Here is a 26023-nt window from a genome sequence, read left to right as displayed (position 1 = left end):
CGGTGGCGGCTCGGCGGGTCAGGCTACTGCGGCGCGGACACGTTCGAGCAGCTCCGCGGCCGCGTCCAGGTCGGACAGGGCGGCTTCGGCCTGTTCGCGGAAGCCGGCCGGCGCGAGCGGCAGCCGGGCCGCGGACGCGACGAGGCCCTTCTCGTTGATCGTCCAGCGCCCGGCCCGGCCGTGCAGCGCCTGTGCCATCACCCCGACCGCGCGGAACACGCACCCGGCGGCGTACACCCGGTCGTCCGGTGCCTTGCGGCCCCCGGCGATCGAGAACTCCGCCTCCCACAGGCCCGCGACCAGTGCATCTCCCAGTGCGGCCGGGTAACGCCGGGTCTGCTCGCGCAGCGCGGCGAGTTCCCCGGACGGATCGGCCAGCACCCGGCACAGCGCCAGCTCGCCCGCGTACGCGTGGCTGTAGAAGCCGAGCGGGTGCCCTGCCTGCCGCTCGACCGTGTACCGGCCCGCCCGGCAGTCCGCCCACACGCCGTGCACCCGGTCGAGGTCCCGGTAGATCCAGTCGACGGCGCGCCCGTCCACGGTGAGCCAGGCGCCGCCGTCGACCCAGGGACCCCAGTCGCCGGGGGCGTACACGTCGTGTTCGGCCGCCACCTCGGCGGCCAGCGCCCGCAGCGCATCGACATCGAGCCGGGCGCGGTAGTAAACGCCGAGGTCGGTGTCGCTGTCCGGCCGGTGCTCGCCGCGGGCGCGGCTGCCGCCGAGCACGACGCCGACCACACCCGGCACCGCCGCCAGCCGCTGCGCGAGAAGCTCCACCACGGCCGCGATGCTACCGGCGGGCCATCCGCCGCCCCGATCACGCGTGCCGGGCCCGGCATACCGAACAGGACGATTCACGAAGTAAGCGCCTTGTGTCGGCATAGCCTGGGAGGTACCCACCGACAGGGGAGGCTCGCGGGATGACGGCCACGCCGCCCGGCACCGCCCCGGCGCGCCAGTCGCTGGTGCTGGGCACGTTGATCCTGGTCGCCGGGGTGGCGAACCTGAACCTGTCGGTCGCCAACGTCGCCCTGCCGTCGATCGGCCGCGCGTTCGACTCCTCGCAGACCATGCTGAACCTGGTCGCGGTCGGCTACTCGCTCGGCCTGGCCGCCTCGGTGCTCTACCTCGGCGCCGTCGGCGACCGCCACGGCCGCAAGCTGCTGCTGATCACCGGCGTGGGCCTGTCCGTCCCGGCCTGCCTGCTGGCCGCGTTCTCGGTGTCCGACGTGATGCTGGTGCTGTCGCGTGTCCTGGGCGGGCTCGCCGCGGGCATGGCCTACCCCACCACCCTCGCCCTCATCACGGCGCTGTGGTCGGGCGCGCGGCGGACCAGGGCGATCGCGTTGTGGTCGGCCATCGGCGGGGCGATCTCGGCTACGGGGCCGCTGCTGGCCGGCCTGGTGCTGCAGTGGTTCTGGTGGGGTTCGGTCTTCCTGCTGACCCTGCCGCTGGCGCTGGTGGCGCTGCTGCTCGCGTGGCGTGTCATCCCCGCGCACGTCAACGAGACCACCGAGCCCGTCGACAACCTCGGCGGCGTGCTGTCCGTGCTGCTCGTCGCGGCGCTGGTGCTGGGGGTCAACTTCGCGCCCACCCCGGGCGCGGGGGCGGCCGTGGCCGGGCTGTTCGTGATCGCCCTCGCCGCCGCGGCCGCGTTCGTGCTGCGCCAGCGCCGCGCCCCCAACCCGCTGTACGACCTGGACGTGGCGGCGCGGCGCACGTTCTGGGTGGCGGCGCTGGCCGGGGTCATCGTGTTCGGCTCGCTGATGGGATCGCTGTTCATCGGGCAGCAGTTCCTGCAGAACGTGCTCGGCTACAGCACCTTGCAGTCCGGCGCCGCGATCCTGCCCTCGCCGCTGCTGATGACGATGGTCGCGGCGCACTCGGCGCGGCTGGTCGAGCGGCACGGCTCCCGGTTCACCCTGCTCTGCGGGTACGCGTTCCTGCTGCTGGGCTTCCTCGCCATGCTGCTGCTGTGGCGGGAGGGCATCCCGTACTGGCGGGTCGGGCTGGCGTACGCGCTGGTCGGGGCCGGGATCGGGTTCGCCGGGACGCCGGCGTCGCGGGCGCTGACCAGCTCGGTGCCGGTGCGGCGGGCCGGCATGGCCTCCGGCACCGCCGACCTGCAGCGCGACCTGGGCGGCGCGATCATGCAGTCGCTGCTCGGCGCGCTGCTGACCGCCGGGTACGCCCGGTCGTTCGCCGCGCAGATCCAGCAGTCGCCCGACGCGCAGCAGGTCAGCCAGGCGACCGAGGCGGAGCTGCAGAAGTCCTTCTCCAGCGCCGCCGACACCGCGCAGCGCTACCCCGAGTACGCCACGCAGATCGTGCAGGCGGCGCGGGAGGCGTTCCTGGCGGGCGACCGCTGGGCGTACTCGGCCGCGGCCCTGGCCATCGTGATCGGCATCGTGCTGGTCGCGCTCGCGTACCCGAGGCATGCGGAGGAGGACCGGCTGCTCGCCTCGTACCAGCTCCGATCCTGAGACTCAGCGCAGGTGCAGGCGGCGGGCGAGCGCGCGGGCCAGCTCCCGGGGCCGCTGCAGCAGCCGCACCAGGCGGAAGCTGCGCGAGCCGCGGATGCGGCGCAGCTCCGCACGCTGCGCGCGGATGCGCTCCTCGCGGACCCGCAGCTGCTCGTCGCGCAGTTGCAGGGTCCGGGTCAGCCCCGCGATGTGCGCGGACAGCTGCGCGGTGTGCTCCCCCGCCGACGCTGCGGCGGCCAGCGCGGTACGCAGGTCCGCCGGTGCCGTCGGCGGCCCCTCGGCCTCCCGCAGCGCGGCGGCGATGCGCCGTCCCTGCGCCAGGATCTCGGGCGCGGGCGGCTCGCCGGCCGCGTCCAGCCACACCGCGACCAGGTCGTCGGCGCTCATCCACGGCGGCCACGGATGCTCCCCGCCCGCCGCGGCCAGCCGCTCGTGCCAGCGGTGCCAGGCCGCCGCGAGCACCTCGCCGGAGCCCACCGGCTCGCCCCAGACCCGGCCCAGCACCCCCGGCACCAGGTCCGGCCCGTCCGGCACCAGGTCGTCCAGGCAGACCAGCGCATCCGGCCGGTCCACGTGGTACGCCCGCAGCCACGCGCCCAGCTCCGCGGCCAGCACCCGCACGGCGGTGACGTCACCCGTCGCGGCCTGCCGCCGCAGCAGCCGCTCGACGGTCTCGCCCTCGGGGACCCGCTCCGGCACGGCCGCCGCCGACGCCCCCAGCGGCGACGGGCCCGGATCCGGCACGGCCCGTCCCGGGGCAGGTGGGTCGGCCACCGGCGTGAGCCGCCAGCCGTCCGGCTCCGGCTCGGCCGCGACGGCCAGGTCGCCCCCGCCCCGGGTGTAGAGCGGGCGGCCGCGGGCGCCGGACACGGCGAGCCAGCGCTCGGGCAGCGCGGCCAGCAGCCCGGCGTCCGCCGCCGCGGCGGCCGCCCCGCCGATCGGGCTGACCAGCGGCAGGTCGCGCGCGGCCGCCTCCATGCCCCGTATCGCGGCACGGGCCGCGAACCCGTCGGCGTCCACGGTCAGCGCGGTGTCCAGCAGCGTGTGCGGCATGCCGTCGGGCCCGAAGGCGGCGTACAGCGTGCCCGGGAGCACCCCGGCCGCGTCCAGCGCGGCCGCCAGCGCGGCGGGCGATCCGGGCGGCGCCGCCCCGTCGCGTGCCGCGCGTGGTGCTCCCCGGACCACCGGACGCTGCCCCGGAGGGCGCGCGTCGAGCAGCCCGACCAGCGAGAAGGCGTTCAGGCAGCCCACCACGAGCACCGGCTTGACTCGCGGCATGACGGCTCCAGCCGCCTCGGCGGAATCCGGCACGGCGCCGTCCGGCGGTGGGGGGCGATCCCCGTCCGGCCCTCGGCGGCCGGCGGGCAGCCCTTGCTGCGGCGCTCCCGTCGCGTACGCGATCAGCAGGTGGAGCCGGTGGATCCAGGGCTCCTGGCCGTCGAGGCCCGGCACGTGGTCGAGGCCGTCCAGCGCCAGCACCGCGTCGAACGGAACGTGCTCGGCGGCGCCGCCGACCGCGCCGACCCGCACGTCCACGCCCGCCGGGTACACCGCTGCCAGCTCACGCGCCTGCTCCGGTTCGCCCACCAGCACGGTGGTGTGCGCGGCGTGCCTGGCCACCAGGGCGATCACGTCGGGGGCGTGCGGACCGGCGGCCAGCACCCGGGCGTCCGGCGGCAGCACGTCGCGCAGCAGCCGCCGCAGCACAGCCCCGGTGCAGGCGGCGTCGGCGCCGGTCGCGGCCCGGCGGCCGGCCGGGACGGCGAGGTCGACGAGGTGCGCGTCCGCCGGGCCGGAGCGGGTGTCGGTCATGGCGCCGCCCCTCCCGCCGCCTCCTCGTGCACCTCGACCTGCAGCCGGTCGGCCAGCGGGCGCAGCACCAGCTCGACCCGGCCCGCGCGCAGCGTCACCGCGCTGCGCCCGGCCAGGAAACCGTCGACCACCACCGGGTACGCGATCCCGTCGGCCGGCTGCGCGAACAGCGTCCACTCCCCGTCCCCGGCGCTGTGAGCCAGGAAGTCGCGCCAGGCGGTGACGGCGCTCCAGCGGCCTCCGCCGGTCGACACCGTGCAGGCCAGATCGGGCGTGCCGCGGGTGGGGCCGGTGCCGCGCCAGACCACGGTGATCCCGTCCGCGGGCACCCACAGCCGGCCTCCGGCGGCGACGGTGCGGTCGTCGCGCAGCACGGCCTCGTCGACCAGGAGGCGCGGCGGCCGTTCGGCGAGCACGGCCCGGCCCTCGGCGCCCCTGCCGACCGTGTAGAGGCGGCCGTCGTGCAGGCAGCCGACGGTCTCGTGCAGCCCGGTCGCGAGCAGCGGGCGGCCGCTCCGGGTGATCTCGATCGGCCACAGCGTCAGCCCGGTGACCGGATCGTCGGGCGCCCTGTCGGCGTGGAGGCGGGACAGCGGCAGCCGGACCGTGAACGCGGCACCGCCCGCGGCCGGGCGGACCTCGCAGGGCAGCGGCCTGGGCCCGCCCCACCGGCCGGACAGGTGCAGCCGGCCGCCCGCGTCCGGCGGCAGCCGCCCGGCCAGCACCAGCAGCCCGTCGCGGATGGATGCCGAGGTGAGCCGGCCGGGGTCGCGCTCGTGGCGCAGCAGCAGCCGCCCGTCGGGCCCGGCGTAGGGCTGCAGCCAGCCGGTGCCGCTGATCCACCCGCCCGCGGCCGTCTCGGCGTTGCCCGCGCGCAGGTGGCGCAGCACGCCCCGGCGGCGTACCCGGCCGTGCGTGACCTCGACGTGCAGGTGTGCGGGGCGGCCGGTGGCCAGACGGGCCAGCACCGGTCCGGGGATGCGTACGGCGAACCCGCACCGGCTGCGCTCGCCGTGCGAGTCGACCGCGATCGAACGCGTCACCGGCAGCGGCGTGCCCGGCGCGTTCCCGCACTGCAGCGTCACCCGGACCGCCGCCCGCTCGTCCATGCGCAGGTGCCGGATCTCCGCAGTGCCGGTCACGGCCAGGTCCCCATCCTGCCAGTCCACCCCGGTCACGGTGGTGTGCAGGTAGAGCGCGCGGGACGCGAGACGGCCCAGCCGGCGCGGCCCGTCCAGCTCCGGATAGCGCAGCTCGTACGCCCAGGGCGGCAGCGCGCGGCGCACCGCGCGGGGCGGGCGGGCCGGGTCGGCCGCCTCCCGGAACCGGGCCAGCCGCCGCAGCAGCTCCACGTCACCGGTGCGCAGCGCGTGGTGGTGCAGCCGGTCGAGGGGTGACAATCCGGCGATCACCCGGCCGTCGAGCCGCCCGGCCAGCCGCGCGCCCAGCGCCGCCAGCTCGGTGGTGTCCGGCCCGGCCGCCGCGCCGAACGCCTCCACCAGCGTGATCAGGTCGATCTGGGCGAAGTGCCGGTGCACCTGGGTGCGCAGCTCGGGCGCGCGCTCGTCCACCACGGCGAGCACCAGCTCGGCCGAGGCGACCCGGTCGCGCAGGTTGGCGTACTCGTAGCGGCGCTGGGTGATGGAGCCGCCGCCGTCGCGCTCGCGCCAGTAGTACACCGGCGCGGACAGGCAGTCCACGGTCACCGCGTCCAGGTGCGCGCGCAGCGTGACCGGGTAGTCCTCGTAGCGGATCGCGGGGAAGGCGTAGCCGAACTCGTCCCAGAAGGAGCGGCGGAACACCTTGTTCCACACCATCCGGTCCAGCGCCAGCGGCGGGAAGTCCAGCACGTGGCAGGCGCGCCGGTCGCGCGCGAACGGCACCCGGTGCAGCCAGGACTCCCATACCCCGAAGGAGCCGTCGAAGCGGCGCGCGCCCCCGGCCGCCAGCGAGGAGCCGCTGCGGTCCAGCGAGCCGACCATGGCCTCGTACGCGTGCGCGGGCACCACGTCGTCGCTGTCCACGAAGGTGAGGTACTCCCCGGCGGCCTCCCGGGCGCCGGTGTTGCGCGCCGGGCCCAGACCCTGGTTCTCCTGGCGGACGATGCGGAAGCGCGGGTCGGCGGCGCAGCAGCGCTCGGCGATCGCCGTGCTGCCGTCGCGCGAGCCGTCGTCGACGAGGATGACCTCCAGCTCGCGCAGCGTCTGGCGGCGCAGCGACTCCAGGCAGTCGCCGATGTACTCGGCGACGTCGAAGAACGGGACGATCACACTGAGCCGCGGTGTCACCCTGCCTCCTCCGGCTCGGTGAGTCGCCCCATTATGTGCACAATGTGGGGAAACTTTCGCGTTTATCGCCCAGCTGTGACCGCCGGGGACGGACGCGACGACGCCGCAGGGGGTGGGTCAGGCCGGGACGGGACCGGTCGAGGCGCGGACCACCAGCTCGGGCTCGAACAGCAGCTCGTCGTCGGGCACCTGCTCGGCCTCGATCTGGCTGATCAGCAGCGCCACCGCGGCCTGCCCCATCGCCGTGACCGGCTGGCGCACCGTGGTCAGCGGCGGGTCGGTGAACGCCATCAGCCCCGAGTCGTCGAAGCCCACCACCGACACGTCCCCCGGCACCTGCTTGCCGAGCCGGCGCACCGCCCGCATCGCGCCGATGGCGAGCACGTCGCTGGCGCAGATCAGCGCGGTGGCACCCTCGGCGATGAGCCGCGCCGCCGCGGCGTGGCCCTCCTCCATCGTCAGCGCCCCGTACGCGACCAGCTCGTCCGCGCCCGCCCGCGCGGTGCGGTACGCGGCGAGCTTGCGGGCCGACGGCACGTGGTCGGGCGGGCCGAGGACCAGGCCGATCCGCTCGTGGCCGAGCGCCGCGAGGTGGGCGTACGCCTGCTCGACCGCGTGCTCCTCGTCGGTGCACACCCGGGGGAAGCTCAGACCGTCCGCGGTCGCGTTGATCAGCACCGTGGGCAGGCCGCGCTCGCGCAGCCGGGCGTAGTGCTCGTGCGCGGCCCGGGTCTGCTGGTAGAGGCCGCTGGCGAAGATCACGCCGGAGACGTTCTGCTCCAGCAGGATGCTGACGTACTCCGACTCCGGCACTCCGTCGATCGTGCGCGCGCACAGCACCGGGGTGAACCCGCGCTTGGCCAGCGCCCCGGCCATGACCTCGGCGAACCCGGGGAAAATGGGGTTCTGCATCTCCGGCAGCACGATGCCGACCAGCCGGGCGCGCTCGCCGCGCAGCTTGGTCGGCCGCTCGTAGCCGAGCACGTCGAGCGCGGACAGCACCGCCGCGCGGGTGGCGTCGGAGATGCCCGGCTTGCCGTTGAGCACCCGCGAGACCGTGGCCTCGCTGACCCCCACATGTTTGGCCACCTCGGCCAGCCTCCGCGCCATCGCGCAAGTGTAGAACACTCACATGCAAGCCACTTGCACGCCGGAGCCGCGGATCTGCGTTGCCCGGACTCCCGCCGAGCGTGGGGCAAGATCGGTGTTTCGTGTCGAAACCTGTGCTCCTGCCTTAGGTTTCGACACGAACCAGCGATCTTCGCTCTTCAACCCGGGGCGGCGAGTCCGCTCAACTCGCCGCCCCGGGGGCTTTTCAGTGGGTACGCAGCCAGGCGGCGGCGTCGGGCGGGAGCCGGCCGCCGTCGAGGTCCACGCTGGCGAGCAGAACAGCCGTGTGGGCGGGCAGGTCGACGGGGTCGGTGGAGAGGTTGACGAGGCAGGTGAAGCCGCCGGGGCGGGTGAAGGCGAGCACGTCCTCGCGGCTGTCCAGCCAGGTCATCGGGCCGTCGCCGAGGCCCGCCTCGCTGCCGCGGATGGCGAGCGCGGCCTGGTAGAGGCGCAGCATCGAGCCAGGATCGGCCTGCTGCGCGGCGGCGGTGAGGTGGGACCAGCCGGGCTGGGGCAGCCAGGCGGGGGCGGCGCCGTCCGGGCTGAAGCCGTGCGAGGCGCCCTCGGCGGACCAGGGCAGCGGCACGCGGCAGCCGTCCCGGCCGGGGTCGACGCCGCCGCTGCGGTGGTGGATCGGGTCCTGCCGGGCGGCGTCGGGCAGCCGCTCGACCTCGGGCAGGCCGAGCTCCTCGCCCTGGTACACGTACACCGAGCCGGGCAGGGCGAGGGTGAGCAGCGCCGCCGCACGGGCCCGGCGCAGGCCGACCGCCTCGTCGCTGGGCAGCAGGTGGCGGGCCTGGCGCAGACCGTGCTCGAAGCCGGTCTCGGCCCGGCCGTAGCGGGTGACCGTACGCGTGACGTCGTGGTTGCACAGCACCCAGGTGCTGGGCGCGCCGACCCCGGCGTGCGAGGCGAGGGTGGCGTCGACGCAGTGGCGCAGCGCCTTGGCGTCCCACGGGCAGCCGAGGAAGTCGAAGTTGAACGCGGCGTGCATCTCGTCCGGCCGCAGGTACTGCGCGAACCGGTCGATGTCGGCCAGCCACACCTCGCCGATCAGGGCGCGCGGCGTCTCGTACGAGTCGGCGACCACGCGCCACGCCCGGTAGATCTCGTGGATCTCGTCCCGGTCGACGAACGGATGCGGGGTCGGCGGCGCGGCCGGGTCGAAGTCGGCGAGTTCGGGGTCCTTGACGCACATGGCGGCGGAGTCGATGCGGATGCCGTCGACACCGCGGTCGAACCAGAACCGCAGGATGTCCTCGAACTCGGCCCGGACCAGCGGGTTCTCCCAGTTCAGGTCGGGCTGCTCGGGGGCGAACAGGTGCAGGTACCACTCGCCGTCGGCGACCCGGGTCCAGGCCGGGCCGTTGAAGACGGAGGTCCAGTCGTTGGGCGGCAGCTCGCCGTGCTCGCCCCGCCCGGCCCGGAACCAGAACAGGTCCCGGGCGGGCGAGCCGGGTCCCTCGGCCAGCGCCCGCTGGAACCAGGCGTGGGCGTCGGAGCAGTGGTTGGGCACGATGTCGACGATGGTGCGGATGTTCAGCGCGTGGGCCTCCGCGATGAGCGCCTCGGCCTCGGCGAGGGTGCCGAAGCTCGGGTCGATGTCGCGGTAGTCGGCCACGTCGTAGCCGGCGTCGGCCATCGGCGACGGGTACCAGGGGCTGAACCAGATGGCGTTGATGCCGAGGGCGTGCAGGTACCCGAGCTTCGCGCGGATCCCCGCGAGGTCGCCGACGCCGTCGCCGTTCGCGTCGGCGAAGCTGCGCGGGTAGACCTGGTAGATGGCGGCGTGACGCCACCAGTCGCGGTCGTCGTTGTGGAACACGGGTACCTGCCTTCGTCGCTAAGGGCTGGGTCGGGTCAGAAGCCGCTGTTGCCGGGGCCGCGGTTGAGCGTGTATCCGGTGTGGTTGATCAACCCACCGCTCGCGGCGCCGGTGACGGTGACGTACGTGACGTACGCGCTGCCCGCGGCGTTCAGCTCGATCCCGTACGTCCCGGCGCCGTTGACGGTGACGTGGTCGAGCGTGAGGTTCGTGATGTTGCGCTGGTAGCTGAGCAGGATGCCCTGGTAGGTGGAGTCGATGATGTCGACGTCCTTGACCAGGACCGGGGCGGTGATGTCGGTGGCCTCGGCGTAGATCCACAGGCCGCCCAGCGCCGAGTTCCAGTTGCGCTCGAAGCTGGACGTGCGGGTCAGCGTGTTGCGCGCCACCGAGGTCGTGTTGCTGAACGGCAGCGCCCCGTGCCAGGTGCTGATCGCGATGCCCGACCCGGCGTACACCGAGTCGCTGATCAGGTTGTCCTCGATCCGGTTGCCGTTGCCGCCGTAGATCGCCGCGCCGTTGGCCAGCATCGGCAGCGCCACCGTGTTGAAGGTGAACGCGCTGCCGGTGACGGGAGCCGAGTTGGACCACATGGCCAGCGCGTCGTCGCCGGTGTTGCGCAGGGCGCTCTGGTCGATCCGCACGTTGGTCGCGCCGCCGTTGACGTTCACGCCGTCGGCGAAGATGTTGCGCATCCGGGTGCCCACGACGTAGAGGCCGTTGGTGCCGGTGGACGGCCACATGCCGACCTTGGTGTGCTCGATCCAGACGTGGCTGACCAGCGAGCCGGTGCCGAAGTTGCCCTCGATGCCGGTGTCGAACGCGCTGTCGTCGCGGTAGCGCACGTCGCCGCTGAAGGTGAAGTCGGCCAGCCGCACGTTCGAGCCGGTGGCGAAGAAGCCGCCCTTGCCGTTGGTCCCCTTGATGACGGTGTGCCACATGCCGGCGCCGCGCAGGCTGACGTTCTGGATGTTCATCCGCGCGTTGGTGACGAACGTGCCGGCGGGCACCCACAGCACCTTGTTCTGGCTCTGCGCGGCGGCGATCGCGCTGTTGAAGGCGTTGGTGTCGTCGCCGCTGTCGTTGGCGACGGCGCCGTAGGAGGTCACCGACAGGGAGTCGGCCGGCTGGCTCAGCGCCGCCGGGGCGACCTCGGCCTCGATCAGGTCGACGGTGTAGTAGGCCGCGCTCGACGACGCGTCCTTCTGCAGCTTGATGACCGTGCCCGCCGGGTAGGTCGTGCCGAGCAGGACCCGGACGTCGTCGAAGAACCGGTGCGCCTCGCCCCCGGCGGGGTTGTTGTTGTACGGGTACGCCCCGTACACCCAGCTGTAGGTGGAGCTGAGCGAGACGTCCTGGAGCTTCGTGCTGCCCGCGTAGAGCGCGAGCGGCGCGGTGGTGCCGGTGCCCGCCGCGTTGTCCGGAATCGAGTAGCGGATCACGAACGCGTTGGCCGGCTTGGTCAGCGTGACCTGCACGTACTGCCCGGTCGAGGACAGCTTCACGGCGCGGCGGCCGGACGCCTCCGACGGCTCGGACAGGTAGGCCCGGTTCGGCCCGATCACCGCGGCGTTGGTGCTGCCGGACTCGGCCTCGTAGACGGTGTACGGCACCGTCGCGCCGCGCGTGGCCAGGGCGGTGCCGCTGCCCACGGTGACGCTGTCGAGCAGCACGTTGCCGGAGTCGCCGGAGTCGTACTGGTAGCCGATGATGTTGAGCCCGGCGCGCAGGGTGAGGCTCTGCGCGGCGGTGAGCCAGCCCGACCCGGCGGGCAGCGAGAGCTGGCCGGTCTTGAGGCCGTTGACGTACACCGACACGGTGCGGGCCGCCCCGTTGGTGTTCGTGTAGCGCAGGGTGACCGTGGTCGCCCCGGCGGTCGACGCGTTGACCGTGCGGATCACGCGCGCGCCGGACGTGGTCAGGCCGGTGACGTAGCCGCTGCCGGTGTAGCCGCCGGTCGAGGTCGCCGCCGACGCGCCGCCGGACAGGAAGCCGGTCTCCAGCTCGTACGCCACACCCGTGGGCGGCGGCGTCGGGCTGGTGGACGGGGTCGGGCTCGGCGACGCGGCCCCGGACACGGCGAGGTGGTCGAGGTTCACGTTGCCCGAGTCGGTGCTGTCGAACTTGAGCCCGACCGTGTTGTTCCCGGCGTTGAGGGCGACCGCCTCGGCGATCATGCCCCAGGTATCCCAGTTCGCCGTGGCGGGCAGGCTGATCTGGCGCAGCTTGCCGCCGTTGACGTACAGCGACAGCGTCATGGTCGCGCCGGTGCCGTTGGCGTAGCGCACGGTCACCGTGGCGCTGCCCGCGTTCGCGACGTTCACCGTGAACGTCGTGTTCGCGTTGCCCTTGTTGCCGTCGGTGTAGCCGCCGACGAAACCGGAGCCGGTGAAGCCCGGGTGGTCGGCGGCCACGGTCGCGCCGCCGGACAGCGCGGCCGACTCGGCCTCGTACTGGCCCGCGGGCGGGGTCGCGACGTCGGCGACGGTCAGGCTGTCCAGGTTGACGTTGCCCGAGTCGGCGCTGTCGAACCGGTAGGCGACGGTGCTGCCGCCGCCGGGCAGGGAGACGGTCTCGACCTGGGTGCCCCAGCTGTCCCAGTTCGCGGTGGCGTTGAGGCTGATCTGCTTGACCTTGCTGCCGTTGACGTACAGCGACAGGGTCTTGGTCTGGGTGGTGCCGTTGGCGTAGCGCAGGGTGAGCGTGCGGCTCGCCGTCCCGGACACGGTCACCGTGAACGTGGTCGCGGCGTTGCCCTTGTTGGCGTCGGTGTAGCCGCCGACGAACCCGGAGCCGGTGTAGCCGGTGTGGTCCGTGGCGACGACCGCGCCACCGGCCAGCGCGGCCGACTCGGCCTGGTACGTGGTGGTCGCGGCGGCGGCGGGCAGCGCCGTGAGCAGGCCGGCGGTCAGCGTGACCGCGGCCGCGGCGACGGCGGCCAGCAGGGTGCGAGCGGGGATCCGTGGAGCGGTGCGATGGTGCAGCGTCATTGCGTACTCCCTTCACTTGCATCGGTCTGTTCGGGACGTGGGCACGTCCCTCCCCCGTGGCAGGAACCCGGCCCGGCGGCCGTGTTCCGGGCAGCACCGACCGGCCCCCGGGCAGGCGGGACCGGGCGGCGATGCGTGAGCGGATCTCTGTCCGGACCGCCACCGGGCGGGGCGGCCGGAAGTCTCGGGTCAGCCCTTGAGGGCTCCGGCGGAGAGGCCGTTGAGGATGCTGCGCTGGAAGACCATGAAGACGATCACCATGGGTATGGAGGCGATGGCCAGCCCCGCGAACATCTCGTTGTTGGTGACCCGGCCGGTGCTGGCCAGGCGGCTCAGCGCCACGCTGATCGTCTGCACCTCGGGGTCCTGCAGCACCAGCAGCGGCCAGAGGAAGTCCTTCCAGGACCCGATGATCGCGAAGATCGAGACCACCGCGAGCGCCGGCCGCGACAGCGGCAGCACGATGTGCCACAGCAGCCGGAACCGGCCCGCGCCGTCGATGCCCGCCGAGTCCAGCAGGTCGTTCGGGATCTGGTCGAAGAAGCGCTTGAGCACGTAGATGTTGAACGCGTTGGCCGCGCCGGGCAGCCACAGCGCCCACGGGGTGTTGAGCAGGTTCACCCCGAAGATCGGCACCTCGGCCACGGTCAGGTAGGCGGGCACCAGCAGCGCCGCGGCGGGCAGCATCAGGCTGGCCAGCATGCCGCCCAGCACCACGTTGCCCAGCACCGGGCGCAGCTTGGACAGCGCGTAGGCCGCCGCCACGTCGACGATCAGCTGGATCAGCCAGCCGCCCAGCGCGTAGAACGCGGTGTTGACCAGGAACTTCCCGATCTCCAGCCGCCGCCACGCGTCGAGGTAGGTCTCCGGGTGCCACTCCTGCGGCCACAGCGTCGGCGGCGTCTGTGCCAGTTCCAGCGGCGACTTCAGCGCGCCGGTGACCATCCAGTACAGCGGGAAGAGGAAGGCCAGCGTGAAGGCCACCGCCATGGCGCCGAGCACCAGCCGGTAGATCAGGCGTCCGCTGCCGCGGCGCAGGTCCGCCTCGGAGACCAGGGATCGCGTCATCGCACTCATGGTGATCCTCCTCAGTCGGCTTTGCGGGTGAGCCGCAGGTAGACGGCCGAGAACGCGCCCAGCACGATGAACAGCAGCACGCTCATCGCGGCGGCGAGGCCGAAGTCGTTGTTGACGGTGAACGCGTACCGGTAGATGAGGACCATCACGGTGATGGTCTCCTCGTTGGTGGTGCCGGTGAGCTGGTACGGCTCGATGAAGACCTGCATCGTGGCCACGATCTGCAGCAGCAGCAGGACCAGCATGATGAAGCGCATCTGCGGGATCGTCACGTGCCGCACGCGCTGCCAGATCGACGCGCCGTCAAGCTCGGCGGCCTCGTACAGCTCGCCGGGGATGCCGGCCAGCCCGGCCAGGTACATGATGGTCGCGCCGCCCATGTTGGCCCAGGTCGAGACCAGCACCAGCGAGATCATCGCCATCTTCGGCGACTGCGTCCAGTCGGAGGTGGGCAGCCCGACGCCCGACAGGACCGCGTTGAACAGGCCGGTGCCGGGATCGTAGAAGTACTGCCAGAGCAGCACGCTGACGATCGGCGGCAGCATCACCGGCAGGTAGACGGCGAACCGGAAGAAGCCCTTGGCGTGCCGGAACTCGTTGATGACCAGCGCCATCACGAACGGCACCGCGAAGCCGAACAGCAGCGCCAGCCCGGTGAACTCCAGCGTGTTCAGCCACGCCGTGCCGAACAGCGGGTCGTCCAGCACCGCCCGGTAGTTGTCGAACCCGACCCAGATCGGGTCGGTGACGAAGTTGTCCTGCTGGAAGCTGAGCACGATGCCCTTGACCAGCGGCCACCAGGAGAACAGGCCGAAGCACAGCAGGCCCGCCGCGAGGAACGCGTACGCCTGCAGGTTGTCGCCGATCTTGCGGCGCAGCCTGGCCATCCGGGCCGGACCCGGCCCCGCGGGCGCAACGTCGCGCCCACCGCTCCCCCGTGCCGTCGACGCCGCCTGCTCCGGCGCGATCACCGTCATCGTCTGCTTCCTCTCCTGCTGGTGCGGGCCACCGGTCTACCTGATCCGGAGGGGTCCCCGGCAACCCCGCGAGCTGCCAGGGACCCCTCCTCGCCTCACTTGACGGCGGTCAGGATCTGGTTGACCTGCTTCTCCGCGTCGGCGAGCAGCGCGTTGACGTCGGCGTTCTTGTCGGTCAGCACCTTCTGCATCGCCGTGTCGAGCACCGCGTAGATCTGCTGGGCCAGCGGCGGCTCGAGCTTCAGCGGGATCGTGGTGGCGGTGGCCAGGAAGGGACCGAAGTTCTCCGACGGGATGTTGGCGAACTTCTTGGTCGCCTCCTCCCACTTGGCCAGCGAGTCGCCGGTCCAGATGTTCGGCTGCGGCAGGCCCACGGGCTGGCCCTTGGCGGCGGCCTTCTCGTTGTCGGCCGCGATGCGGGACGGGTCGAGCGCGCCGCCCTTGAACGACAGCCAGGTCAGACCAGCCTTGATCTTCTCCGGGCTGAGGCCGGCCTTGAACATGTAGCCGTCGCCGCCGCCGAGCGTGCCCTGGCCGCCGGGGATGCCGCCCAGGCCGAAGTCCTCGTACTTGGCCTTGTACTGGTTCACGATGACGGGGAAGTTGTCCGCCGAGCCGACGTACATGCCGAGCTTGCCGGAGGCCATCATCTGCAGCAGGTCGGCCCACTCCAGCAGCTGGCGCTGGCCCATCGTGTCGTCCGTCCAGCGCATGTCCTTGAGCTGCTGGAGGACCTGCTTGCCCTTGTCGTTGTTGAAGGCGGCCTTCCAGGTGTCGCCGTCCTTGACCGCGACGTCGCCGCCGATCGAGTAGATCTCGGCGGTGAAGTGCCAGCCGCCGGTGTTGTTCTTGCTGTAGTCGCCGTAGCCGACGACGCCGTTGCCCAGCGCCGTGATCTTCTTGGCCGCCTCGCGGACCTCTTCCCAGGTCTTCGGCGGGCTGGCCGGGTCGAGACCGGCCTTGGCGAACAGCGTCCGGTTGTAGACCAGGCCCAGCGAGTAGTTGGCCACCGGCACGCCGTAGACCTTGCCCGCGGAGTCGGTGAAGACCTTCATCAGGTCCGGCTTGATGTCCTTGACCGCCGGGAACTCGGCCAGCTGCGCCGAGATGTCCTGCACCTGGCGCTTGGCGATCAGCGCGGCCGGGTCGGTCAGGTAGACGTAGAAGACGTCCTCGAGCTGCCCGCCGGCCAGCTTGGTGGCGAACTGCTGGGGGTCCATGAACCCCTCTTTGGCGTCGATCTTGATGTTCGGGTACTTCGCCTCGAACGCCTTGACGTCGGCCTCGAAGTTGGCGCGGTTCACGGCGTCGGTCGCGGGCGGCATGCCGTTGACGGTGATGGTGACCGGACCGCTGGGGGTCTCCGGCTCCTCGCCGGCACAGGCGGCGCCGAGCAGCGTCGTGCCGGCCACCAGCGCCACCGCCAGGGACCTGCCGAACATGCGTCGGTTCATGGGGTTCCGTTCCCTTCTGTATGCACACGGCACCGGCCACGACCAGCGCGCCGGTTGTTAATTGCGCATTGCTGCCACGTCGCTCGGGGGTTAAGCGCCGTGGCGTGGACAGAAGGATAGGCGCGCTCGCGCCCGGAAGTCCAGAGGATGACGCAAAAACGTGATCGCAGCTTTGCCATCTACTTGCACTGCACCGCAAGTTCGTGACGCATCGATATGATCGACCAAGAAGGGCGCGACCAGCGCGATCGCTAGATCGCCCCGCCGCCGCCCGCCCTTGATCGTCCGAGTTGCCTGGCACTCGGGCGTATCTTGCACGCGCTTACGCCCAGGTGCCAGGCAAGTCGGACGATCATGCCCGGTCGGCGGGCCGCGACGCACGCGACGACGATGCCGACCCGGGCGGTCGCCCTGCGGGCGGTCGCGCGGGAACGGGCGGTCATGCCGGACGGCTGGTCAGGCTGCGACGGGGCACGGGCCGGTGGTGCTGCGGACGATGAGTTCGGGGTCGAAGAGGACCTCTTCGGACGCCGCCGGGCGGCCCTCCAGCTGCTGGAGCAGCGAGAGCACGGCGGCGCCGGCCATGGCGCGGACCGGCTGGCGTACCGTGGTCAGCGGCGGGTCGGTGACGCCCATGAAGGTCGAGTCGTCGAAGCCGACCACGGACACGTCGCCAGGCACGTCCAGGCCCTGCTTGCGCACCGCGCGCACGGCGCCCAGCGCGAGCGCGTCACTGGCGCAGACCAGGCCGGTCACCCCCGCCGCGAGCAGCCGGTTCGCCGCGCCGCGGCCGCCCTCGACGGTGAACACGGTGTGGTCGACCCAGCGCCGCCAGCGGGTCTCCCCCCGCTCCTCCCAGAACCTGGCGAACCCGGCCAGCTTGCGCGCCGACGGCACGTGCCCGACCGGGCCGAGGATCAGGCCGATCTTCTCGTGCCCCAGGCCCGCCAGGTGCGTCAGCGCCTGCTCGGCAGCGCCCGCGTCGTCCACGCAGATGCGCGCGACGCCGAGGTTCTCGTCCGCCGCGTTGATCAGCACTATCGGCAGCTTGCGCTCGGTGAGCTGCTTGATCGCGGCCGGGCCGGCGTCGGCGTAGCTGCTGCCCACGAAGACGATCCCGCCGACCTGCTGCGCCAGCAGCATCTCGATGTAGTGCGCCTCGGACACCCCGTCGGAGGTGCGCGTGCACAGCACCGGCACCAGCCCGCGCTGGATCAGCGACACCCCGATGACCTCGGCGAACGCCGGGAAGATGGGGTTGCTGAGATCGGGCACGACCAGCCCGATGAGCCGGGCCCGCTCGCTGCGCACCGGCTCCGGCCGCGCGAACCCGAACACGTCCAGCGCGGTGAGCACCGCGTCGCGCGTCGCCTGGGAGACCCCCGGCTTGCCGCGCAGCACCCGGCTCACGGTCGCCTCGGACACTCCCGCGAACTTCGCCACCGCCGCAAGCCTGCTCGTCGTCACCCCGGGAATCTTACAGCAACCAGTGCAAAAACCAACCCACCGCCCGCAACCCGTTGCACACTCGGAAAGCCCAGGTCAGACCCCTCCGCGCGGGTCCCACCACCGCCCACCGCAACGACGGATACCGCTCCCACCGCGCAGCGCCGACCATGATCGCCCTCTCGTGTCCGAAGGTGAGGTCAGAGCGCACCTTCGGACACGAGACCGCGATCATGGCCCGCCAGCCAAGGCCGTGGGCCGGCCGGTCACCCCGACCTCACCCCGACGCAGGCGTCACGCCTACGCGGCGTCACCCCCGACGCGGGCGTCACCCCTACGCGGGCGGTCCGCCGAGCGAGAGCGCGGTGCGCAGCACCAGGTCACGCAGTGGGAGGAACCGGCGGGCCTGCGACATCCGGTTCACCAGCAGCGACGTCGCCGCCATGCGCTGGGTGGGACGGCGGCGCCGCCGGTCGTACTCGCGCAGCCCGGCCGGCACGTCGCCGTCGGCCAGGCACTTCGCGAGCACCGCGCCGTCGATGACCGCCTGGCAGGCGCCCTGCCCCAGGTCGGGCGTCATCGCGTGCGCGGCGTCGCCGAGCAGCGCCACGTTGCCGTGCACGTAGGACGGCAGCGCCGGGGCGAGGTGGTGCAGGTCGTGCCGGATCACGTCCGAGGTGGCGTACCGGTCGAGCACGGCCGGGATCGGGTCGTGCCAGCCGCCGAAGATCCGGCGCAGCTCGTCCGGGGCGGGCAGGGCGGGCTGGTGGTGCTCGGGGGCGGTCACCACGGCGTACCAGTTGGTGCGGCCCGGTCCCTGCGGCGTGACGCCGAAGCGCGCGCCGACGCCCCAGGTCTCGCCGCCGGCGTCCGTGTCCAGGTCGGCGGTGCCCCGCCAGACCGTCGCCCCGGTGTAGCGCAGCCCGTGCCGGTCGCCGAACAGCGCGGTGCGGATGCGGCTGCCGATGCCGTCGGCGGCCACCACCAGGTCGTGTTCGGTCCGCAGCGCCGTGGCGTCGCCGACCGGGGCGCCGAAGCGGACCACCCCGGCGGGCAGCGCCCCGTGCAGCACGCCGAGCAGCGCGGGCCGGGCAACCAGGTGCACGGGCTCGCCGTGGCGGGCGGTCACCGCGTCCATGTCCAGCGCCACGATCCGGCTGCCGTCCGGCCGGCGGATCGCGCCGTTGCCCTGCGGCAGCCCGGCCGTGCGCACTTCGCCGCCGAGGCCGAGCCCGTCGAGCGCGCGCAGTGCCGAGGGCCAGATGCCCAGGCCGGTGCCGGTGGCCGGGGGCGCGTCGGCCCGCTCGTACACCGTCACGTCCCAGCCCGCGGCCCGCAGTCCGATGGCGGCCGTCAGACCGCCGATGCCGCCACCCACGACGGCAGCTCTCTTCGCCATGACCCGACCGTACTACAGCTGTAGTGAGACTGACTACAACTGTAGTATGGCTCTCATGTCCGACCGCAGACAGCAGCTCCTCGACGCCGCGATCGAGGTGCTCGGCACCCGCGGCCTGCGCGCGCTGACCCACCGCGCGGTCGACGCCGCCGCCGAACTGCCCGAGGGCTCCACCTCCAACGCCTTCCGCACCCGCGAGGCGCTGATCGGCGGGGTGCTCGATCGGCTGGTAGAGGTGGAGACGGAGGTGTGGCAGCGGCTGGCCACCGGCCACAGCGCCCCGCCGTCCGATCCCGAGCAGGCGACGCTGCTCGTCGCACAGATGGTGCGGGAGCTGGCCGGACCCGCCCGGCAGCTGACGCTCGCCCGCCACGCGATCTTCCACGAGGCCGCGTTCCACCCCGGCCTGCAGGAACGCATCGGCGCGGCCCGGCAGCGGCTGGCCGCCTGGGGCGAGCCGTGGCTCGCCCACCTCGGCTCACGCGACCCGCGGGCCGACTACCTCACCATGCTCGCGCTGATCGACGGCCTGCTCGCGATCCAGCTCGCCTGCCCCGACCCCACCTTCGACCCCACCCCGTCCATCCGCACCGCGCTGCGCGGGCTCTCCGCCGGCTGAGGACGGCTTCCACCACTTAAAGATCACGACTTCGTGTCCAGACCTCGGGTCCAGCCGCACTTTCTGACACGAAACGGCGATCTTGTCGCGGGGCGGGGCAGGGTGGTCAGTCCCGGCCCTGCCAGGTGGTGACGCAGGCCTCGTTGCCCTCCGCGTCGGCGAGCACCCGGAACGCCGGCATCTCGCCGTCGAAGACGATCCGACCGCCCGCCGCCAGCGCCGCCGCGACCCGGCGGTCGGCCTCGTCGTGCGGCACCGAGACGTCCAGGTGGATGCGGTTGCGCTGCGGGCGCGGCGCGTCCAGCTGCTGGAACCACACCGCCGGGCCCTGACCGTACGGGTCGGCCAGCGATCCGTCGGGCTCCGGCACATACCCGAGCACGGCCTGCCAGAAGGGGCGCACCGCGGCGATGTCCAGCGCGTCGATCGCGATCTCCAGCGCCTGCACGGCCCGCTCCGGCCCGGCCGCCGCGTCGATGGTGTATCCGGCCTCGCCAAGCGCGGCCGAGACCCGCGCGGCCAGCGCCGTCTCCGCCGCCGCCGGCCGGGAGCCGGGCCGCCGCACGGTCAGCAGCACCCGGTCCGCGCGCAGGTCAAGGTGCAGGTGGTGGTCGTCGCCGGGCCCCGCCGCCGCGACCGCGCGGGCCGCCACGTCGACCCCCTGCGCGGGCGCCGCCACGGGCACCACGGCTTGCAGTTCGCCCAGCACCAACCGCCAGCCCAGCCCGGTGACCGCATCGGACGCCTGCCGCCGGGTGAGAACCGTGTCGCTCATGCTCCGATCGTCGCAGCACACCCCGACACTCGCGGCGTACCCCCGCGAGCGGCCGGCTCGGGTAGCCTTGCCCGGCATGAACGCCAGGGAGCACGACGACCCGCTGGACCGGCTGGCGGCCGAAGAGGACTGGAGCCGCCGGGCGCGCGCGGTCGAGAAGGACGTGCGTCGCGAGCTGCGCAGGCCGGTGTTCCGTCCGTCCCGGACACCGCGCCCCCGGGGCGTGCGGCCCGAGCGCGGCGGCGTGTCCTGGATCTTCGTGCTGCTGGTGCTGCTGACGGTGGGCAGCGCGGCGGCGACCTGGGCCGGGCTCGGCCCCGCCACGCTGACCGTGTTCGTCTTCGTGCTGTCCGGCTGGCTGGTGACGCTGTGCCTGCACGAGTTCGCGCACGCGCTGACCGCGCACCGGGGCGGTGACGACACCGTCGCCGGCAAGGGCTACCTGCGCCTGGACCCGCGCCGCTACGGCCACCCGGTGCTGACCCTGATCCTGCCGCTGCTCGTGCTGCTCATCGGCGGCCTGCCGCTGCCCGGCGGCGCGGTGCTGATCGAGACGCACCGGCTGCGCAACCGGCTGCGCGACGCGATGGTCTCGCTGGCCGGCCCGTCGGTGAACATCATCGCGGCGGCGGTCCTGCTCACGACGGTCTCGGCGTTCGGCCCGGAGTACCTGGCCCTGGTGCCCGAGCCGGAGGCGGCGTTCTGGGCGGCACTGTCGCTGCTGGCATACCTGCAGGTCGCGGCGGCGATCCTGAACCTGCTGCCGGTGCCGGGGCTGGACGGCTGGGGCACGATCGAGCCGTATCTGCCCGCATCGGCACGCATGGTCGGGGACCGGATCAAGCCGTTCGGCATCCTGCTGGTGTTCGCACTGCTCTGGATCGACGTGTTCCGGGACCTGTTCGGCGAGGCGACGTTCTTCTTCCTCGACGTGTCCGGCATCCCGCTGGAGGCGGTGGGCCTCGGCTACCACCTGTTCCAGTTCTGGCGGGGCTGGTGATCCTCGCGGTCGGGCGCGGTGACCACTCCGTCGCCGCGCCGCCCCGTGTCAGAGATCGAACTCGCCGGCCTTGGCGGACTGCAGGAATGCCGCCCATTCCTCTTTGCTGAAGACGACGTCCGGCCCGTCCGTCCGTGCCCGGCGCACCCGCACCTCGCCGGCGCCAAAGCCCACCTCAACGCAGGCGCTGGTGTCGCAGAAGGAGCCGATCCGCCAGGTCACACGCTCGCTGTCGTCCGATGTCATGGGCTCGCCCTCCCATCGATGGCTGGCTCTCAAATCTACAAGCTCCAGCACACGCGGGAACCGGAGGAACGTGCCGCTTTCGGCCGGTGACCGGCACCCGTGGTCACGAGTGCCGGTCACCGAAGCTGTGGCCGAGGTGATCGGCTACCGGGACGCGAAGTCGCCGGCCCCCACACCGGCGACGAACGTCTGCCACTCCTGGCGGCTGAAGCGCAGGACCGGCCCCTGCGGGTCCTTTCCGTCGCGTACGGCGATCTCCTGACCGGCGAGCGCCACCTCGACGCACGCGCTCGAATCGCAGTAGCTGCTCTTCACCCAGCCAGTGGGCGTTTCGACAACAGACATCTTCTGATCAGCAATTCCCTTCGGACCCGGAGTGGCGGATTATCACCTCGCTCAACGATCAATGGCGGCCTTGAGTGCGGCGACGCGCGCCTCCACCAGGAGGACCGACTTCTCCTCCGGGTACGACACGCGCCACATCTCGTCGAACATCCACCGATGCCGGTGCAGTGCCTCGGGGGCGTGCACCACCTCGTCCTTCAGCCAGCTCTCCCGGTAGAGGACGAGGTCGTCGTCGGCGCCGAGGTCCAGGATCACGAACGGGCCGAGCATCACGAAGGACCCCTTCGTGAACGGCAGGATGCGCAGCACGACCTTGCCGACGGCGATGTACGCGAGCAGCTGCCTGAGCTGCTCGTACATCATCTCCGGCCCGCCCACCTCGCGGTGCAGCACGGACTGGTCGAGCACGAGCAGGTACTCGGGCGGATCCGGCCGGTCGAAGACCTGGCTGTGCCGGCGCATCCGCACCTCGAGCCGGACGGCGCGCTGCTCGTCCGACATCTCGGCGAGGTCCCGGTTCCAGAACTCGAACACGGTGTCGGCGTGCTCCCGGGTCTGCAGGACACCCGGGATCATCGTCGAGGAGAAGCAGCGGATCGCCGTCGCCTGGCTCTCGAACTGCAGCAGCTGGAGCATCCCGTTGGTCAGCTGGCTGCGGTAGTCCGACTGGTCCCACCAGCCACGGCGGCGGGAGGTCCGGGCGTCCTGGGCGAGCTGGTCGACGGTGTCGCGGTCGGTGACCCCGAGCGTCTGCAGCAGCGCGCGCAGGTCGGTGCTGGACACGGTGACCTCGCCGCTCTCGATGCGCTGCACCTTCGACAGCGACCAGTCCAGAGCCTCGGCGACCTGCCCCTGGGTGAGCTCGTGCGCCTCCCGCGAGCGCCGCAGCGCGAGCCGGAGACGCCGCCGGGCCACCGCGGGCGAGTCACCCGAACTCATGGTGGTCCTCCCGACGTTCAATCAGCCGTACCGCAGATCGAGATGCCGCTGAGCGACGTAACGCAACGACGTTACACCTCCGCGGCATCCCCCGGGACCGCCTCGCGACACAAAACGATGTCAATTCGTCAGGTGGTCGTCGGCGTACTCCATGGCGCGGACCAGAGCCCGCACCACCTGCGAGAAGGTGCGCCGGTCGGTGCTCCGGAAGAGCACCTGCAGCGAGCCCTGGTAGACCCCGTGCAACTCGTAGGAGTGACCTCGGGTGCGCCAGCAGCCGCCGACCCCGGCGAGCGCGGCGGCGGCAAGGGTCGCCGCCACGGCCAGCGGGGTCGAGCCGAGCACCGGCCAGGCCGCCACGACCGCGGCGCCGGCGGTGCCGGTGGCGTACAGCCGGGCGGTGGCGCCGGAGCCGTCGCGCTCAGGCGCCAGCTCGACGATGTGCACCGCGCTCAGCCCGCACAGCGCGAACCGGCGCGGCGCCGGGGTGCGCACGGCGAGCACCCGGTGGGTGATGCGCGCGCAGGGACCTCGATAAAAGACGGGCATCTCCGCTCTCCCTCGAACGGCCCTTGCAGGCGGGGAGGCGGTTTTGCGAAGATGACATGAGATCGGTCCTCCTTTCCCTGCACGGGATGAGGCCTTCGAGCGGCGCTCGGTGCCAGCCGGGCGCCGCTCCTGTCGGCGGAAGCGGCGGCGCTTCCTTACCGCCCAGTATGAGATCGACCGACCTTGATCGCCATAGAGCAATCTGCGATACCGCAGACTTTAACGAAGATTAAAGTGAATCACGTCCGATCACGACCGTCCACCGCCGACGGACCGGCGCACGGCCCCGACCGTCGGCGGCGTGGACGGCGGCGGCGTCACATCTGGAGCCCCTCCTCGATGGTCTTGAGCTTGTGCCGGGCCATGGCCAGGTTCGCCCGCCCCTTGCTCAGCACCAGGTAGAGGAAGAGCCCCTGGGTGTTACGGCTGGTGAGCGGCCGGATCACGTGGTACTGCCCGCTCAGGGTGATGAGGATGTCCTCGATGTTCTCCTTGAGCTTGAGCATCTCCAGCGTGCGCAGCTTCGCCCGCACCACGTCGGTGTTGCCCGCCGCGGCGATGGTCAGGTCGAAGTCCTTGCTGTTGCCGAGCGTGCCCAGCGCCATACCGCTGGTGTAGTCCACCAGCGCGACGCCGGTCGCGCCCTCGATCTGCATCGCTTCCTGCAGCGAGCTCTCCATGTCAGCCATGGCCTACCTCGATCTCTTTCCGGATGAAGGGTCGTACTGTTCGGTGATTCGGCGTTGTTCGGCCTGCCGGACCAGCTCGCCGATGCGGGCGGCGGCCGGGCGGGCCTCGTGGTGCAGGCGGGCGACGTTGAGCTCCCGCCCCGCGATGACGGTGAGCAGTGCCGATGCCCCTGCGGCGAAGGTCGCCACGTAGCCGTTGGTGGCCGTGGTGACCGACTCGCGGAACTCGCCGGCCCGCACCGCCGCCACGGTCTGCTGCCCCAGACCGAGCTGGGCCGCCGACATCGCGGCGAACACCTCCGGCTCCACACCGTGCGTGTCCTGCGCTATGAGCAGGCCGTCCACGCTGGCCACGACCACGCCCAGCACGTGTGGCAGGCGCAGGCGCAGATCGCGTATCTCAGCGAGCACCGGACTGTCAGGTGTCAAAGGGGTGACTCCTCTCCTCCTACCGCGTAGGACGTTTCTCAGCAGGTGACGCATCACAGCGCCCCCAGCCCGGCGAGGAGCCGGACGAGGATCTGTTCGGACACCCGGGGTTCTGCCGGCATCCCGGCAGGCACCAGGAACTCGGCCGAGGGCTGGTGCCGTACGGCGCGATGCGGGAGCACGGGCGGCGGCAGGCTCGTGTCCACCTGCTCCGGCTCGGGTTCGGGCAGCGGCTCGTGCTCCGGGGCCGGCCGGGCATGCCTGCCGACCCGCTCCGCCTCAGGGGTCGTGGGCAGGCCCGCGGCGGCCCGCGCGCGCACGGTGGCGACGGACTCGGCGGCCGCGGAGCCACCGGGCCGACCCGGCTCGACCAGCCCGGACCTCGCCATCCGGCGCACCTCGAGCATGACCGAGAAGGTGTCCCGGCCCAGCAGGCGGGCCAGGTCGACGGGGCTGCGGCGGCGGTCGGCGTTGGCCACGACCTCCCACTGCAGCGCGGTCAGCGCCACACACTGCGAGCGCAGCCGGCGCTGCGGCAGCACGGCCGCGGTGTCGATGGCGGCGTCCGGCCAGGCGTCGGCGAGCAGCCGCTTGCGCCGGTCCACCTCCTGGCAGACCACGCGCAGGTCGAGGGTGCGCAGGTGGCCGACCGGATGGCGGGCGCGGTGCTCGAACTGCGTGCCCACGACCAGGTCGAACAGGAAGAAGGCGGCGTCGTAGAGCGCCATCACGCCCAGCGCCTCCAGCTCGGGCTGGCTGACCAGCCCGCCGTCCACCAGCTCGGGGCCGATGCGGTGCTGGGCGCGGCCGGCGTTGACCGCGGCGCGCCACGCCTCGGCGGGCAGCCGGCCGGAGGCGGTCAGCAGCCGCTCCAGCCCGGACGCGACCGGGCACTCGGCGTACGCGACGCGGCCGTCCACGATGTACACGACCCCGCCGGGCGGGTCGAGGATGCGCAGGGCGCCGGTGACGCCGGCGGCGCACCAGGGCTCCAGCAGTTCGCGCAGCATCGGCTGGCGTGAGCTCGTAGGCATACGGCGATCAGTTCGCGCTGATCTGCGCGGCGACGGCGCTCAGCTGCCGCTGCGCCACGACCAGGTTGCCCACCGACCGGTCCAGCCACAGGTAGAGCACCATGCGCGCCTCGATGTCCGAGCGCAGCAGGCGCATCACGTGATAGCCGTTGCCCGCGGTGATCACGATGTCCTCGACGTGCGCGGGCTGCCCGACGGTGGCGAAGGCCGCGGTCTGCATGGTCGCGTGGATCATGTCCGCCGCGTCCGCGGGCGCGTCGCCGATGCTGCCGGGCCCTCGGCCGGCCGCGCCGATGACCGATCCGCTGGGGAAGTCGATGAGGCTTGCCCCGTGCACGCCCTGGAGCGCCATCAACTGCTGAAGGCAGTCGTCGATATCAAGCACACCCGCTCCCCGGAGAGTGAGGCCACCCGCGGGTCGTCGCCGTTCGGCGCGCCTGGATCACCGCCGCGGTAACGGGTAGCTCGGTGCAGACTACAGCAGGTGACAGAGATAAGAGATGATTCACGCGAAAACTATTCGTCTGTAACTAATTG

23 protein-coding genes are annotated in these 26023 nt (G+C 72.5%); 3 read left to right on the top strand and 20 right to left on the bottom strand.

From position 1 onward, the window contains the following. Positions 1 to 18 precede the first annotated feature (18 nt). A complete protein-coding gene (locus Cba03nite_RS00620) occupies positions 19 to 780 on the bottom strand; it encodes a nucleotidyltransferase domain-containing protein (protein WP_239125358.1) in 762 nt (253 codons plus the stop codon). Between the two features lie 140 nt (positions 781 to 920). On the opposite strand from Cba03nite_RS00620, the gene Cba03nite_RS00615 reads away from it, so the two are divergent. Further along, positions 921 to 2483 (top strand): MFS transporter, encoded by a 1563-nt coding sequence (locus Cba03nite_RS00615; protein WP_203740412.1) that lies wholly within the window; start codon positions 921 to 923, stop codon positions 2481 to 2483. 3 nt (positions 2484 to 2486) lie between these two features. Here Cba03nite_RS00615 and Cba03nite_RS00610 read toward each other — a convergent pair whose 3' ends face one another. The 10 genes from Cba03nite_RS00610 to Cba03nite_RS00565 form a co-directional block, all read right to left on the bottom strand. Next, positions 2487 to 4295 (bottom strand): hypothetical protein, encoded by a 1809-nt coding sequence (locus tag Cba03nite_RS00610; RefSeq protein WP_203740409.1) that lies wholly within the window; start codon positions 4293 to 4295, stop codon positions 2487 to 2489. Then, positions 4292 to 6583 carry a glycosyltransferase family 2 protein gene (locus Cba03nite_RS00605; RefSeq protein ID WP_203740407.1) on the bottom strand — a complete coding sequence of 764 codons (2292 nt, stop codon included), beginning with the start codon at positions 6581 to 6583 and terminating at the stop codon, positions 4292 to 4294. The genes Cba03nite_RS00610 and Cba03nite_RS00605 overlap by 4 nt, the downstream gene beginning before the upstream one ends. A gap of 117 nt (positions 6584 to 6700) precedes the next feature. Beyond that, positions 6701 to 7693, bottom strand: coding sequence for a LacI family DNA-binding transcriptional regulator (locus tag Cba03nite_RS00600; RefSeq protein WP_203740404.1), 993 nt, complete (start codon positions 7691 to 7693; stop codon positions 6701 to 6703). A gap of 205 nt (positions 7694 to 7898) precedes the next feature. Next, positions 7899 to 9518, bottom strand: coding sequence for a glycoside hydrolase family 13 protein (locus tag Cba03nite_RS00595; RefSeq protein ID WP_203740403.1), 1620 nt, complete (start codon positions 9516 to 9518; stop codon positions 7899 to 7901). 35 nt (positions 9519 to 9553) lie between these two features. Then, entirely contained in the window at positions 9554 to 12508 is a 2955-nt protein-coding gene (locus Cba03nite_RS00590; protein ID WP_203740402.1) for a CBM35 domain-containing protein, read from the bottom strand. Positions 12509 to 12697: 189 nt separating this feature from the next. Further along, complete coding sequence (locus tag Cba03nite_RS00585; protein WP_239125357.1) at positions 12698 to 13576, bottom strand: carbohydrate ABC transporter permease; 879 nt, start codon at positions 13574 to 13576, stop codon at positions 12698 to 12700. Positions 13577 to 13596: 20 nt separating this feature from the next. Next, positions 13597 to 14562: a carbohydrate ABC transporter permease gene (locus tag Cba03nite_RS00580; RefSeq protein WP_203740400.1), complete on the bottom strand. Its 966-nt coding sequence runs from the start codon at positions 14560 to 14562 to the stop codon at positions 13597 to 13599. Positions 14563 to 14657: 95 nt separating this feature from the next. Then, positions 14658 to 16016 (bottom strand): ABC transporter substrate-binding protein, encoded by a 1359-nt coding sequence (locus tag Cba03nite_RS00575; protein WP_203740398.1) that lies wholly within the window; start codon positions 16014 to 16016, stop codon positions 14658 to 14660. A gap of 456 nt (positions 16017 to 16472) precedes the next feature. Further along, positions 16473 to 17483, bottom strand: coding sequence for a LacI family DNA-binding transcriptional regulator (locus Cba03nite_RS00570; RefSeq protein ID WP_239125356.1), 1011 nt, complete (start codon positions 17481 to 17483; stop codon positions 16473 to 16475). A gap of 313 nt (positions 17484 to 17796) precedes the next feature. Then, positions 17797 to 18861 carry an FAD-dependent monooxygenase gene (locus Cba03nite_RS00565; protein WP_203740396.1) on the bottom strand — a complete coding sequence of 355 codons (1065 nt, stop codon included), beginning with the start codon at positions 18859 to 18861 and terminating at the stop codon, positions 17797 to 17799. 55 nt (positions 18862 to 18916) lie between these two features. Here Cba03nite_RS00565 and Cba03nite_RS00560 point away from each other — a divergent pair, with 55 nt between their 5' ends. Then, on the top strand, positions 18917 to 19480 hold the full coding sequence (locus Cba03nite_RS00560) for a TetR/AcrR family transcriptional regulator (RefSeq protein ID WP_203740394.1): 564 nt from the start codon (positions 18917 to 18919) through the stop codon (positions 19478 to 19480). 106 nt (positions 19481 to 19586) lie between these two features. Here the strand turns inward: Cba03nite_RS00560 and Cba03nite_RS00555 are convergent, their stop codons facing one another. Beyond that, positions 19587 to 20255, bottom strand: a complete 669-nt coding sequence (locus Cba03nite_RS00555) for a VOC family protein (RefSeq protein ID WP_203740392.1) — start codon at positions 20253 to 20255, stop codon at positions 19587 to 19589. A gap of 76 nt (positions 20256 to 20331) precedes the next feature. Between Cba03nite_RS00555 and Cba03nite_RS00550 the strand changes: the two genes are divergently transcribed. Next, positions 20332 to 21255 (top strand): site-2 protease family protein, encoded by a 924-nt coding sequence (locus Cba03nite_RS00550; protein WP_203740390.1) that lies wholly within the window; start codon positions 20332 to 20334, stop codon positions 21253 to 21255. Between the two features lie 48 nt (positions 21256 to 21303). On the opposite strand, the gene Cba03nite_RS00545 is transcribed toward Cba03nite_RS00550, so the two are convergent. The 8 genes from Cba03nite_RS00545 to Cba03nite_RS00510 form a co-directional block, all read right to left on the bottom strand. Then, positions 21304 to 21501 (bottom strand): DUF397 domain-containing protein, encoded by a 198-nt coding sequence (locus Cba03nite_RS00545; RefSeq protein ID WP_203740388.1) that lies wholly within the window; start codon positions 21499 to 21501, stop codon positions 21304 to 21306. A gap of 144 nt (positions 21502 to 21645) precedes the next feature. Continuing rightward, a complete protein-coding gene (locus Cba03nite_RS00540; RefSeq protein WP_203740386.1) occupies positions 21646 to 21846 on the bottom strand; it encodes a DUF397 domain-containing protein in 201 nt (66 codons plus the stop codon). 51 nt (positions 21847 to 21897) lie between these two features. Beyond that, positions 21898 to 22785 (bottom strand): helix-turn-helix domain-containing protein, encoded by an 888-nt coding sequence (locus Cba03nite_RS00535; RefSeq protein ID WP_203740384.1) that lies wholly within the window; start codon positions 22783 to 22785, stop codon positions 21898 to 21900. A 120-nt stretch (positions 22786 to 22905) separates the two neighbouring features. Further along, positions 22906 to 23334: a DUF6232 family protein gene (locus Cba03nite_RS00530; RefSeq protein WP_203740382.1), complete on the bottom strand. Its 429-nt coding sequence runs from the start codon at positions 23332 to 23334 to the stop codon at positions 22906 to 22908. Between the two features lie 317 nt (positions 23335 to 23651). Further along, entirely contained in the window at positions 23652 to 24023 is a 372-nt protein-coding gene (locus tag Cba03nite_RS00525) for a hypothetical protein (protein ID WP_203740380.1), read from the bottom strand. A gap of 3 nt (positions 24024 to 24026) precedes the next feature. Further along, positions 24027 to 24452, bottom strand: coding sequence for a roadblock/LC7 domain-containing protein (locus Cba03nite_RS00520; protein ID WP_239125355.1), 426 nt, complete (start codon positions 24450 to 24452; stop codon positions 24027 to 24029). Positions 24453 to 24505: 53 nt separating this feature from the next. Then, the gene (locus Cba03nite_RS00515; protein ID WP_203740370.1) at positions 24506 to 25486 is read right to left on the bottom strand and encodes a hypothetical protein; all 981 of its coding nucleotides are present in this window, start codon (positions 25484 to 25486) and stop codon (positions 24506 to 24508) included. A 7-nt stretch (positions 25487 to 25493) separates the two neighbouring features. Beyond that, positions 25494 to 25871, bottom strand: coding sequence for a hypothetical protein (locus Cba03nite_RS00510; protein ID WP_203740368.1), 378 nt, complete (start codon positions 25869 to 25871; stop codon positions 25494 to 25496). Positions 25872 to 26023: the final 152 nt, after the last annotated feature.

It is taken from the genome of Catellatospora bangladeshensis (assembly GCF_016862575.1).
GTDB lineage: Bacteria > Actinomycetota > Actinomycetes > Mycobacteriales > Micromonosporaceae > Catellatospora > Catellatospora bangladeshensis.
This window is presented reverse-complemented; position numbering and strand designations above follow the sequence as displayed.